The following is an 11,653-nucleotide window of genomic DNA, read 5'->3' as shown; positions in this document are numbered from 1 at the left end:
AGGCTAGAAAAAAGAGAAGCCGCGACAAAACCTTCTCGCAAGCTTTGCGAAAGGCTATCACGGCTTCTCCATATCTCCGACCCATTATTAACTTGGTTTCATCCTACCACACATTTCAATTATTTGAAAGCCTGAGCTGCCCGGACGGCCCTGCCCCAGCCCTCGTATTTCGCTCCGCGGAGCGATTCCTCCATGCTGCTCTCGAATCGGATATCCAGCTTCCAGAGGCCGGCAAGCTCTGCCCTGGAGCTCCAGAAGCCAACCGCCAGACCGGCCAGAAAGGCCGCTCCCCTTGCCGTCGTCTCGCTGACTGTCGGGCGCTCCACGGCGATTCCCAGCATATCGCTTTGAAACTGCATCAGCAGATTGTTCCGGGAACCGCCGCCATCGACGCGAAAGCTGGCAAATGACAGCCCGGCTTCCCGTTCCATTACCGTGAAGACATCCTTCGCCTGATACGCGATCGCCTCCAGCGTAGCGCGGACAAGCTGCGCTTTGCTGGTACCTCTTGTCAGCCCGAATATGGCTCCGCGAACCTCATTGTCCCAATACGGAGTGCCCAGCCCGACGAATGCGGGCACCACATACACCCCGTCCGTCGAATCGGCTTGCTCCGCGACCTGCTCGCTTTCCTGGGCGGAGCCGATCAGCTGCAGCTCGTCGCGAAGCCACTGCACCGCCGATCCCGCCACGAAGGTGCTGCCCTCCAAGGCATACTCCACCCTCCCGTCGATCCCCCAGGCAATCGTCGTCAGCAGCCCATGCTCCGAGCGGACGGCTTCGCTGCCGGTATTCACCAGCATGAAGCAGCCGGTGCCGTATGTATTTTTGGCCATGCCTTTCTCGAAGCATGCCTGACCGAACAGGGAAGCCTGCTGGTCCCCGGCCGCGGCAGCAATGGGGATCGCGTGTCCGCCATACAGCTCATCTGTCGTGTGTCCATAAAGATGGGAGGTAGGCTTGACTTCCGGCAGCAGCCCCGGCGGTATATTAAGAATCGCCAGCAGCTCCTCATCCCATTTCAGCTCATGAATGTTGTACAGCATCGTGCGCGCCGCATTCGAATAATCCGTTACATGGACGGCGCCGCCGGTCAGCTTCCAGATCAGCCAGGTATCGATGGTGCCGAACAGCAGCTCCCCGGCCTCCGCTCTTTGGCGCACCCCCTCGACATGCTCCAGAATCCATTTGATTTTCGTTGCCGAGAAATAAGCGTCCACCATCAGCCCCGTTTTCTCCCGGATGAGCTCCTCATGACCATCCGCCTTCAACTGCGCGCAAATTCCCGCGCTCTGGCGCGACTGCCAGACTACCGCCGGATAGACCGGAATACCTGTGTCTTTATCCCAGATGACGGTCGTTTCCCGCTGATTGCAAATCCCGATTCCGGCAATTTGCTCCGGCCCGATGCCATTCTCCTCCAGAACGCGCCGAAGCACCGACCGGGCTGACTCCCAGATTTCCTCCGCGTCATGCTCCACCCACCCCAATTGGGGAAAATGCTGCGTAAATTCCTGCTGGGCGATCCCTCTCATCAACCCCTGCTTATCGAATAAAATGGCTCTTGTGCTGGTGGTACCCTGATCCAATGCCAATATGTAAGAATCCGTAGAATGTTCCGCCTGGTTCATCCTTAACCACAATCCTCTCCGGGGCTTTATTTTCGAGGCAAATTCCGTCTTACATAAAATGCTTCCACAATGCCGCATTGCTTGTGGTGACGGCAGTCGCACCCGCTGTAAGCGCTCTCTCCACATCCTTCGCCGTCCGGATGAAGCCGCCGGCAAGTATGGGAATGCCCGCCTCCTCATGCACTTCCTTGATGATGTCCGGCATAATCCCGGGCAGCACTTCAATATAATCCGGCTGCGTGCGCCGAAGCAGCGCATAATTCTTCTGGAGCGCGCCGGAGTCCAGCAGGAACAGTCGCTGAATCGCCAGCAGCTTGTTCTGCTTGGTTTTGGTGATGACGCCGGCGCGTGTTGACATGATTCCGGCCGGTTGGATCACCTGGCAGAGAAATTCAGCCGCATACTCGTCATTCTTGAGGCCTTCGATCAGATCCGCATGAATGAGCACCTGCTTACCGCAGGACTTGGCCAGCTGAACAAGCGACTGAAGCTGACTGATATGGCTGTCCAGCAGCACGATGTACTGATAGGAAAAATTCAGCAATTTCTCGAAATCCTTTATATTTCTGGCGGCAGGCAAAATGAGCTGTTGCTGAAATGGCATTCCGAATCCGTCCCCCCAAGCCTCGATCGCATCGCTATCTTGCAAATAAACAAAAAAACACATAAAATCATCCCTCACGCACGAGGCGCAGGAGTGTCTATGTGAATTTCTCCGATTCTTCCGTCACAATATGAACTTGAATCTAATTGTAGCTTCACCGCTGCCATGCGTCAAGCGCAATAACCCCGCATCAATCTTCGCGGGGTTATCTGCAATTCTTTCAAACGCCGGCTGCTTCGATCTCAGCCGTTGACATCAGCAGTCTTGTTCGCTGCCGCATAGCGGTTGGCCGGAACCGGAATGCCCAGATTGCCGCGGAGCGTATCCGATTCGTATTCCGTACGGTACAATCCGCGCTCCTGCAGAATCGGCACCACCAGTTCAACGAAATCCTTCAGGCCGCTCGGAATGGGAGTATGAATGATAAATCCGTCGGCCGCCTTTTCCTCATGCCACTGCTGGATCAAGTCGGCGATTTTCTCCGGCGTGCCGATGAAGGCCCCGCGCGGCGTTGCCGAGCGGAGGGCAACCTGCCGCAGGGTAAGATTTTGCTCCTTGGCCTGTCTTTTGATTTTATCCGTTCCGCTGCGGAAGCTGTTTTTGCCCAAATCGCCTACATCCGGGAATGCCTCATCAAGCGGATACTGTGAAAAATCATGATGCTCGAAGAAACGTCCCAAATAATTGAGTGCATTCTCAATGCTGACAAGTCCGGCAATTTCCTCGTATTTGCGTTCCGCTTCTTCTTCTGTTGCCCCAATGATGGGCCCTATGCCCGGCAGAATCACAATATCGTCCTCGGAACGGCCGTTCGCAATGGCGTTGTCCTTAATTTCCTTATAGAACTGTTTGGCTTCCTCTATGCTCTCATGTCCGGTGAAGACCGCATCGGCCGCCTTGCCAGCCAGCTTCTTCCCGCTCTCGGATGAGCCGGCCTGGAAAATAACCGGCTGTCCCTGTCTGGATCTTGCAATATTCAATGGTCCTTGTACAGAGAAATAAGTGCCTTTATGATTGAGCGTGTGCAGCTTGGAAGGATCGAAGAAAACGCCCGATTCCTTATCGCGGATGAACGCGTCATCCTCCCAAGAATCCCACAGTCCCTGCGTAACCTCTAGATATTCCTCTGCGATTTTGTACCGTTCATCATGGGACGGGTGCTCGGTTTTGCCATAATTTTTGGCGGAGCCCTCAAGCGGCGATGTCACCACATTCCACCCCGCCCGGCCGCCGCTGATATGGTCCAGCGAGCCGAACTGCCTGGCAACCGTGAAGGGCTCGCTGTACGAGGAGGACAATGTTCCTACCAAGCCGATATGCGAGGTAGCAGCGGCAAGCGCGGACAGAATCGTGATCGGTTCAAAGCGGTTGAGAAAATGCGGGATGGATTTCTCATTGATGTAGAGACCATCGGCGATAAATACCAGATCGAATTTCCCCGCCTCTGCCGTTTGCGCCTGCTGCTTGTAGAACTCAAAATTCACGCTGGCATCTACCGGAACCTCGGGATGCCGCCATACGGACACATTGCCGCCCACCCCATGAATCAGTGCGCCAAATTTGATTTGCTTGCGATTTGCCATGCCAAATTCCTCCTCTGTGGACTTCCGGTGAAAAAACAGGCGGCGCAGGCGGAACCGTCTGCCGGTTTGCTGCTTACGCTTCTCTATACTATTTCCGCCTATTCCGCCAGTTCATCGCCGGTATTTTGAGCAGCCTCTATAATAACAACGTGGTTTCGTTCATCTGCAGCCGGTAGCTCTTTACCAGCAGATTGCCATTCATAATATCTTTGTCAAACGCCCGTTCGAAGCCCAGGCGCTCATATAACCGCACTGCGGAGTCCATCATATCGGATGTGTGCAAATGAACCGTTTGGGCGCCCCACTGCCGGCATTCTCTGGCGCATGCGCGGATAAGCTCAGTCGCGACTCCAAGCCCGCGCGCTTTGCGGGAAACCGCAAGCAGCCGGATAACGGGATTTTGGATATCCAGATCGCTTCTTCCATAAGCGGCTTCGGAGGAATCAAACAGGAATACGCTGCCGACAATTTCCCCATGCTGCTCCGCAACAAAACGCGATTTCGTTGCCGCCTCGCTCACGGAGGAGATAATATTCTCCTTGTACTCTTCCCAGCGATCCTCGGGGAGCGTCTGTTCATACTGGCCGTATGCATCCAACAATACCGCCTGGACAGCATCCGCATCCTTGTCTATCGCCTCGCGAATGACAATCGTTTTCGTTGACATCGCATTCACCTGCTTCCCGAAGTTCTCACTATCTGTATGTGCATCATGCAATCCCACCTATTAGGCCTGCGTTAAAAGAACCTTGCTCTTGATGCGCTCGATTTGACCAATATGATTACCTGCATGATTGATAAAGGATTGGATAATCGTGGACAATGCCACCGGATCTCCCTTGAAATTCGAAGCCGTCTTCTCCCAATCCTCAGCGGACAAACGGCGAAACAGAAGGCTGTTATAGACCAGCAGCGCATGGAATACATCGAGAATATCCGAAGCATGACCGGCATTGGGCGTTTGCCCGGCCACCCAGTTATCCTGATTGAAGGCGGGCAAGCGGGCTTCAGAGCCTGCCAGTATTTCGCGGAGCCGGAAGGACACGACGATATTATGGTCTGCCAAATGGGCAAGCACCTCGGTGATGCTCCATTTGCCGGGGCCTTCTTTTTCAGTCAATTGTTCGTCTGTCAGGCCGGCAACGGCCTGCTTCAACTGCTCATACGTCTCCAGATAGGACTCTATATTAATAGTCGTCTGACTCATCTTAATTCCTCCTTATAAGTATCCGGTTTTTAGCCCTCACCTATCGCAAAGCAAACCGGGATAACGAAAATAATCCAATATCCTGTGCTGACTTGCCCTTCTCGATCAGGTCAGCCGCAATTTCACCGACCACGCTGGCAAACTTGAATCCATGTCCGGAGAAGCCGCCGGCGAGCAGCACATTCCGATGCTCCGGATGGGTGTCGATGATGAAATCCTCGTCCGGGGTCATCTCATATTTGCATACCGCGCCGCTCAGCAGCCTCCCTGCAGCCCCCGGCATGAATGCCGAGAGCGCCCTGCGCAGATCGCCTTCATCCTCCGGATAGAAGCCGAATGGAGCAAGCTCCTCGCCGGGCTTCCATTCCACTCCGGTGTCATGCCTTCCGATCTTGAGACCTTTACCGTCTATGCTTGGAAATCCATAATAACCGCCGTCCTTGGTTCCAAGCGTAAATCCGGGAAATACGCCGGAATCAAATCCGTTCCCTTCCGTTTCAAACCAGCCGACGACCTTGCGGACTGATCGGATAGGCAGGGAAATGAACGGTTCCAGACGCTTGAACCACGCTCCGGCGCTGATCAATACCTTCCCGGCGTGAAAGATGCTGTCTTTGGTACGGACGGTAACTCCACCCGCATCCGGCACAATATCCGTAACGAATGTATTCGTGAGCAGCCCGGCGCCTGCTTCTAAAGCAGCGCGTTTATAGGCGGCAACGCCTCTCTCGCTGTACAGGTAACCGGCATTCGGCTCATACATGCCTTCAAAGCCGTCCGGGAGCCGCACTCCTGGCCAGCGGCTGCGAATTTGCGCGGCATTGAGCAGTTCTGTGGTTACCCCAAGCGCAGCCGCATCATCAAGGCGGACATCGTAGGAATAGACATCCGGATCGGACATATTAAGCACGCCCGAGCGCTCCAGCAGCTTCTCCCCGGTCAATTTCTCCAGCTCAAGCCACCGCGCATCGGCGCGCAGCGCCATGGATACATAAGCTGCTCCGCCATGATAGGCGTGACGGATGAGACGCGGCTCGCCATGATGACTGCCCAGCGCATGCGGCGGATCAAATGCATCGATCAGCAGCGTCTTCAGACCGCGGCAGGCAAGCTCGTAACCTGCGCTCATCCCCATGGAGCCGGCTCCAATTACGATCGCGTCATATGTTCGTTGAATGGTAATGGTGAACCCTCCTGCCCGCTCAATCGATTGATGGCGTCAACAGCCAGCTCCGCAAAGAAAGATGCGGCGGCCGGCAGTGCCGCTTCATCCACATCAAAAGCGGGATGATGCCACTCCTGCGGCCCCGATGTCCCCATGAACACAAACACGCCGGGCACTTTTTTCAGATAAAAGGCAAAGTCCTCGCCAGCCGGGGACGGAGCGGGCCGGACTACCGTCAAGCCCAGCGATTCCGCTGTCTGCGCCGCCTGGGACGCCCACTTCTGATCGTTAATCACCGCCGGCGGCCCATCAATCCAGTTGATTCTGGCTTTGGTCCCGAAGGCTGCGGCTACGCCGCTGACCACCTGCTCGAAACGCTCCAGCACCCTGCTGCGCACATCTTCGTCAAAGGTGCGGATGGTGCCGTCGAAGATGGCCCTGTCGGCAATGACATTCCAGGCCGTCCCGCTGTGGAGACGGGTCACGCTGACGACGGCGCTGCCCAGCGCGCTGACATTGCGGCTGACGATCGACTGCAGGGCGGTAATCATATGCGCAGCCGTTACAATCGGATCAAGACCGGCTTCCGGAACCGCCGCATGTGTGCCCAGCCCTTCCACCGCAACTTCAAATCCATCGGCGGCAGCCATAATCGGGCCCTCTTTGATACCAATGGTTCCCACCGGCAGATCCGGTTTGTTATGCATGCCGAATACGGCTTGAACGCCTTCCAGAGCGCCGCTTGCGATAACCTGCTGAGCGCCTCTCGCCTTCTCCTCGGCGGGCTGGAAGAGGAAGCGCACCGTTCCGCGGAGCTCCTTCTCCCTGCTTTTGAGCAGCAGCGCCGTGCCGATAATGGATGCGGTATGAAAATCATGTCCGCAGGCATGCATCCTGCCGGTAATGCGGGACGCGAAGGGCAAGCCGGTCTCTTCCTGAATCGGCAGCGCGTCGATATCCGCCCGCACGGCAACAATTGGCCCGCCATGCAGTCCGCCGATTTCCGCGACAAGTCCGGTTTTGAGCGGATAGTCGGCGATGCGGATGCCGGCCTCCGTCAACCACCGGCGTATCGATGCGGTAGTCTCGAATTCCTCGCCCGACACCTCGGGATTCTCATGAAGATGACGGCGTATCGCAATCAACTGCTCCACCAACGGTTCTGCAGAAGACAAACTCATATCAACATCCTCCTTAAAGCTTTATACAGGAAGCTCGGTAAACGCCTGATTCAATAATTTGAACGAATGAATCCGTTTGTCGAACTCCTTCACGATCGTGGTGAAAATAAACTCATCCACGCCATAGATTTCCTTCAGCTCCAGCAGCCTTGCACGGACAGTTTCCTTGGTGCCTTTCGTAATATCCGCATCCCGGATTTCATAAGTAAAGGTCTCCCCGGCCTGCCTTGCGAATTCCTCCGCCTGCTCAAGCGTGCCGACATTCACCGTCTTGCCGCTGGCCAGCGTTACCCGGACATTCTTGAACTCTCCCGCCATTTCCACGGCTTCCTCATGAGTATCCGCTGCGATGACGGACAATGCAAGGATGGTTTTCGGCTGTGCGCCGGTTTCCCGATTAAAATGGCTCCGGTAGACTTCAAAAGCCTGCTTCGCCGTTTCCGGATCATTATTGATAAATAAGGCAAAAGCATAGGGGTAACCGCGCTCGGCGGCCAGCTCGGCGCTGCTTACGCTGGTGCCAAGCATATGAATGGCAGCCGGCTGCTGAGTGAGCGGATTCGCCTGAAGACCTGCGAGCGGGTGATCCTCCCCTGCCGGACTATGGAGAAACTGCTCCAGCTCTGTCAGCTTCTCGGCCAGGGACGGTGACTCCGTCTGCCCCTTCTGCAGCGCTTTGGTGGAACGCGGCAGTCCGCCGGGCGCCCGGCCAATGCCGAGCTCCACGCGGCCTGGCGCCAGTGCCGCCAGCACGTTGAAGTTTTCGGCTACCTTATAAGGGCTGTAATGCTGCAGCATGACGCCTCCCGATCCGATCCGGATCTTCTCTGTCCGGGCCAGAAGATAGGAAATCAGCACCTCCGGGGAGGACCCGGCCATCAGGGGCGAATCATGATGCTCAGACACCCAGAAGCGCTCAAAACCAAGCGATTCCGCCAGCTGCGCCAGTTTGACGGTATTGGCCAGCGCCTCGCCCGGCGTTTGCCCCGGGAATACTATGCTTTGATCTAAAATACCAAATTTGACAGCCATTTGCATCCGCTCCAATCGTTATATGGAATACACGCCTTCCGGCGTAATGCGCTTCAGGAACTGCTTGGTCCGCTCTTCTCTGGGCGAGCTGAAAATCTCTGTTGGCGTACCTTCCTCCACAATGACGCCGTCATCCATAAAGACGACATGGTTTGCGACATCCTGGGCAAAGCTCATCTCATGGGTCACGATAATCATCGTAATGCCTTCCCTGGCAATCTTGCGGATGACGGCAAGAACCTCTCCCACAAGCTCCGGATCAAGCGCCGAGGTCGGCTCGTCGAACAATATAACATCCGGATTGAGCGCCAGCGCCCGGGCAATTCCCACCCGCTGCTGCTGCCCGCCCGATAATTGGCTCGGATAGGCATCCAGCTTGTTTCCAAGGCCCACCTTCTCCAGATGCTCCATGCTTAATTTGCGGGCTTCTTCTCTGGAGAGCTTCTTGACGATGATCAGGCCTTCCATAACATTCTCAAGAGCCGTCTTATGGCGGAACAGATTGTACTGCTGGAAGACCATAGCCGTCTTCTGCCGAAGCTGGTGAATATCCGCTTTTGCCGGATTCCTGCAGTTGATGGTGAAGCCGTCAATGGAAATTTCCCCGCCGCCTGCTCTCTCGAGATAATTGATGCAGCGCAGCAGAGTTGTTTTGCCGGAGCCGCTTGGGCCGAGAATGGCGACGACTTCGCCTTTTTTGACCGTCAGATCGATGCCCTTGAGCACCTGGTGGCGGCCGAAGGACTTGGTGATTTGGGTCAGCCTGATCATGCTACTCCCCCCTTGTTGTAAACGTTGATCCTTCTCTCGATAAGACCCGTTGCCCGCTCGATCAGGAAGGTCAGTGCCCAGAAGATAAGCGCGGCCGCAATATAGGCTTCTGCGAACTTCCAGTTCGTCGAGGCGACGATCTGGGCCTGGGCGTTAAGATCCACAACCGATACCGTAAAAGCGAGCGTAGAACCGTGCAGCATGCCGATGACATTGTTCGAAAGATTCGGCAGTGAAGCGGCGAGCGCCTGCGGGAATAAAATCCGTCTCAGCGCCTGCGGGGTGGTCATTCCCACCGAATAGGCAGCCTCCATCTGCCCCTTGTTGACTGCCAGCAGGCCTGACCGTATGACCTCCGACATATAAGCGCTGGCTGTGATGGAGAAGGAGATATACGCAAAACCAATCATCGGGATCGAGGCCGAGTTGAAGGACCAGCCGAACTGCTTAGCCAGGCTGTCTATGATCAGCTGAAGCCCGAAATAGATGAGAAGCAAATGCGTCAGCATCGGCGTGCCCCGGATAAAGGTCACATAGGATGCCGCGACAGGATAGAGCACAGGCACTTTATAGATGCGGATCAGTGCAATGGCCGTCCCGATAATAAAGCCGCAGCTTACGGAGACAATCGTAATGTACAGGGTTGTCGGCAGCGCCGCGAGCAGCCCCACGATGGCGGTCCAGATGAATGACGGATCCAGCTTCATAATCTCGACTCCCCTCTGCCAATTCCGATTGCGCCCGTAACCTGACGGTAGACCATGTTTATTCCTTTGCGGCTCCGGGTCTTCTCAACAGCCTGATTCTCGTGACGGAGCAGCCTGCTTTCCAATTTGTTGAACATTTTCTCCAGAATAAAGCTGATAATAAAATAGATGATCGCCAGTGAAATATACGTTTCGATAAAATGCTGCGACAACGCCCCAAGCGTCTGCGCCTTGCCGGTCATTTCCATAATGCCGAGCGTGAACGCCAGGGACGTGTCCTTGAGCGTGGCAATAACCAGATTGGCGAACACGGGAACGGAGATCGCGAGCGCCTGCGGCAGCATAATGCGGGAGAATGCCTGATAGCCCGTCATGCCCACCGAGTAGGCTGCCTCCACCTGCCCCCTGTCCACGGCCGTCACGGCTCCCCGGATCGCCTCGGCCATATATGCCCCGCCATGCAGGGAATACGTCAGAATGACAAAATACAGGACAGGGACCCGGGATACATCCAGATCAATCAGCTTCAGGATCTCCGGCAGCCCGTAGTAGAACAGAAAGAGCTGGATCAGAACAGGCGTACCGCGAAAAAAGGAAATATACACCTGCGAGCAACGCTGCAGGACCGGAATCCGGTACAATCTGGGGAGCGCGACGAGAAATCCGACGACCATCCCCAGCAGAATCGAACTGGCCACAATGAGAAGAGTGATTCTCAGCGTAGGCAGAAGCTTGATCAGATACTCGAAGACATAGGAAATATCAAAGGGCTCGCCCATCTTGCGATCTCACCTTTCATAAGGTTTTACAGCCTTGATCTAGGTGTAATCTTGACCAAGCCAGGTGGTGCTGAGTTTGGAAAGCGTTCCGTCGGCTTTGATTTCCTTGATGGCTTCGTCGATTGCATCGGACAGCTTCTGGTCATCGGCGTCGTTCTTGCGGAATACAAACAGAATTTCAGCATCGCTGAGCGGCTCTCCGACGGTTTTGAGCTTGCCCTGCGGATCGATCAGAGACAGCGAGAAATCAGCTGCAAGCGTAGCGTCGACGCGGCCTGTGGTCAATTGGCTCACCGTATCATTGGCTGCGCCGCTCTGGTAGACGATGTTGATTTTTTTGTCATGATCCTTGTTGTAATTCTCCAGAATTTGAGCCTCCGCGCTGGTGGCGCCCGTCAGTACTTTCTTTCCCGCCAGATCATCCAGCGTCTTGATGGTGTCATTGTCCTTCGCGACGACAATTTTATTTTTCCAATGTGCGTAAGCCTCTTTGTTAAAGAGATATTTCTCTTCGCGCTCCGGATTTTTCTCCATTTCATGAGCGATGAAGTCGATTTTCTTGGTATCCAGACTGAGCAGCAGGTTGGCAAAATCCATCGTTTGCAGTTCAAATTCATAACCTGCAAGTCGTTTGTCGATTTCCTTCACAAGCTCCACATCAAACCCGGTAAGCTTGCCGTTCTCGTCCAGGAAGCAGACTTTTGGGAACTGCGTTCCCGTACCGACAATGATTTTTTTAACCTCCTGCGAAGCATCCGTACCGGCGGTACCGGTGGTGTTTACGTTAGCGGCGGCATTCGTTCCGTTGGCGGAACCTTCGTTTGTGTTGTTCTTGCTGCCGCATGCCGAGATGACCAGGACGATAGCGAGAATCAGGGAAAACACAGTAAATTTCTTCATCTTCAAACCCCTCCGATTATGTTTATATATTATGTTTATAATTCCTACCGGATAAGTAAGGATTATAGTTGAGATTTACTTTACACCCCGCCC

General features: G+C 54.9%; 12 protein-coding genes. All 12 read right to left on the bottom strand.

Annotated features, from left to right (window positions below; genetic code table 11):
* Window positions 1-119 precede the first annotated feature (119 nt).
* The 12 genes from glpK to AC0YOB_RS14915 all read right to left on the bottom strand — a co-directional run bounded on the left by glpK (window position 120) and on the right by AC0YOB_RS14915 (window position 11,560).
* The gene (gene glpK / locus AC0YOB_RS14970; RefSeq protein ID WP_475793444.1) at window positions 120-1,631 is read right to left on the bottom strand and encodes a glycerol kinase GlpK; all 1,512 of its coding nucleotides are present in this window, start codon (window positions 1,629-1,631) and stop codon (window positions 120-122) included.
* A 49-nt stretch (window positions 1,632-1,680) separates the two neighbouring features.
* Window positions 1,681-2,235: a glycerol-3-phosphate responsive antiterminator gene (locus AC0YOB_RS14965; protein ID WP_475793443.1), complete on the bottom strand. Its 555-nt coding sequence runs from the start codon at window positions 2,233-2,235 to the stop codon at window positions 1,681-1,683.
* A 242-nt stretch (window positions 2,236-2,477) separates the two neighbouring features.
* Window positions 2,478-3,818, bottom strand: a complete 1,341-nt coding sequence (locus AC0YOB_RS14960) for an LLM class flavin-dependent oxidoreductase (protein ID WP_475793442.1) — start codon at window positions 3,816-3,818, stop codon at window positions 2,478-2,480.
* Window positions 3,819-3,954: 136 nt separating this feature from the next.
* Entirely contained in the window at window positions 3,955-4,485 is a 531-nt protein-coding gene (locus AC0YOB_RS14955; RefSeq protein WP_475793441.1) for a GNAT family N-acetyltransferase, read from the bottom strand.
* Window positions 4,486-4,545: 60 nt separating this feature from the next.
* Window positions 4,546-5,025, bottom strand: a complete 480-nt coding sequence (locus AC0YOB_RS14950; protein WP_475793440.1) for a DinB family protein — start codon at window positions 5,023-5,025, stop codon at window positions 4,546-4,548.
* A 40-nt stretch (window positions 5,026-5,065) separates the two neighbouring features.
* Entirely contained in the window at window positions 5,066-6,160 is a 1,095-nt protein-coding gene (gene solA, locus AC0YOB_RS14945; protein WP_475793439.1) for an N-methyl-L-tryptophan oxidase, read from the bottom strand.
* Window positions 6,161-6,174: 14 nt separating this feature from the next.
* A complete protein-coding gene (locus AC0YOB_RS14940) occupies window positions 6,175-7,371 on the bottom strand; it encodes a M20 peptidase aminoacylase family protein (protein WP_475793438.1) in 1,197 nt (398 codons plus the stop codon).
* A gap of 21 nt (window positions 7,372-7,392) precedes the next feature.
* The gene (locus AC0YOB_RS14935; RefSeq protein WP_475793437.1) at window positions 7,393-8,403 is read right to left on the bottom strand and encodes an LLM class flavin-dependent oxidoreductase; all 1,011 of its coding nucleotides are present in this window, start codon (window positions 8,401-8,403) and stop codon (window positions 7,393-7,395) included.
* An 18-nt stretch (window positions 8,404-8,421) separates the two neighbouring features.
* Entirely contained in the window at window positions 8,422-9,174 is a 753-nt protein-coding gene (locus tag AC0YOB_RS14930; protein WP_475793436.1) for an amino acid ABC transporter ATP-binding protein, read from the bottom strand.
* A complete protein-coding gene (locus tag AC0YOB_RS14925) occupies window positions 9,171-9,881 on the bottom strand; it encodes an amino acid ABC transporter permease (RefSeq protein WP_475793435.1) in 711 nt (236 codons plus the stop codon). The genes AC0YOB_RS14930 and AC0YOB_RS14925 overlap by 4 nt, the downstream gene beginning before the upstream one ends.
* The gene (locus tag AC0YOB_RS14920) at window positions 9,878-10,660 is read right to left on the bottom strand and encodes an amino acid ABC transporter permease (protein ID WP_475793434.1); all 783 of its coding nucleotides are present in this window, start codon (window positions 10,658-10,660) and stop codon (window positions 9,878-9,880) included. Before AC0YOB_RS14920 ends, AC0YOB_RS14925 begins: the two co-directional genes overlap by 4 nt.
* A gap of 39 nt (window positions 10,661-10,699) precedes the next feature.
* Window positions 10,700-11,560 (bottom strand): transporter substrate-binding domain-containing protein, encoded by an 861-nt coding sequence (locus AC0YOB_RS14915; RefSeq protein ID WP_475793433.1) that lies wholly within the window; start codon window positions 11,558-11,560, stop codon window positions 10,700-10,702.
* Window positions 11,561-11,653: the final 93 nt, after the last annotated feature.

The sequence above is a fragment of the Paenibacillus sp. JT31N17 genome, from assembly GCF_056269255.1.
This window is presented reverse-complemented; position numbering and strand designations above follow the sequence as displayed.

What these genes read in the sequence shown, in the direction of transcription:
- glpK (WP_475793444.1), bottom strand. Translation starts at nt 1,631, where the DNA reads ATGAACCAGGCGGAACATTCTACGGATTCTTACATATTGGCATTGGAT.
- AC0YOB_RS14965 (WP_475793443.1), bottom strand. Translation starts at nt 2,235, where the DNA reads ATGCCATTTCAGCAACAGCTCATTTTGCCTGCCGCCAGAAATATAAAG.
- AC0YOB_RS14960 (WP_475793442.1), bottom strand. Translation starts at nt 3,818, where the DNA reads ATGGCAAATCGCAAGCAAATCAAATTTGGCGCACTGATTCATGGGGTG.
- AC0YOB_RS14955 (WP_475793441.1), bottom strand. Translation starts at nt 4,485, where the DNA reads ATGTCAACGAAAACGATTGTCATTCGCGAGGCGATAGACAAGGATGCG.
- AC0YOB_RS14950 (WP_475793440.1), bottom strand. Translation starts at nt 5,025, where the DNA reads ATGAGTCAGACGACTATTAATATAGAGTCCTATCTGGAGACGTATGAG.
- solA (WP_475793439.1), bottom strand. Translation starts at nt 6,160, where the DNA reads ATGGGGATGAGCGCAGGTTACGAGCTTGCCTGCCGCGGTCTGAAGACG.
- AC0YOB_RS14940 (WP_475793438.1), bottom strand. Translation starts at nt 7,371, where the DNA reads ATGAGTTTGTCTTCTGCAGAACCGTTGGTGGAGCAGTTGATTGCGATA.
- AC0YOB_RS14935 (WP_475793437.1), bottom strand. Translation starts at nt 8,403, where the DNA reads ATGGCTGTCAAATTTGGTATTTTAGATCAAAGCATAGTATTCCCGGGG.
- AC0YOB_RS14930 (WP_475793436.1), bottom strand. Translation starts at nt 9,174, where the DNA reads ATGATCAGGCTGACCCAAATCACCAAGTCCTTCGGCCGCCACCAGGTG.
- AC0YOB_RS14925 (WP_475793435.1), bottom strand. Translation starts at nt 9,881, where the DNA reads ATGAAGCTGGATCCGTCATTCATCTGGACCGCCATCGTGGGGCTGCTC.
- AC0YOB_RS14920 (WP_475793434.1), bottom strand. Translation starts at nt 10,660, where the DNA reads ATGGGCGAGCCCTTTGATATTTCCTATGTCTTCGAGTATCTGATCAAG.
- AC0YOB_RS14915 (WP_475793433.1), bottom strand. Translation starts at nt 11,560, where the DNA reads ATGAAGAAATTTACTGTGTTTTCCCTGATTCTCGCTATCGTCCTGGTC.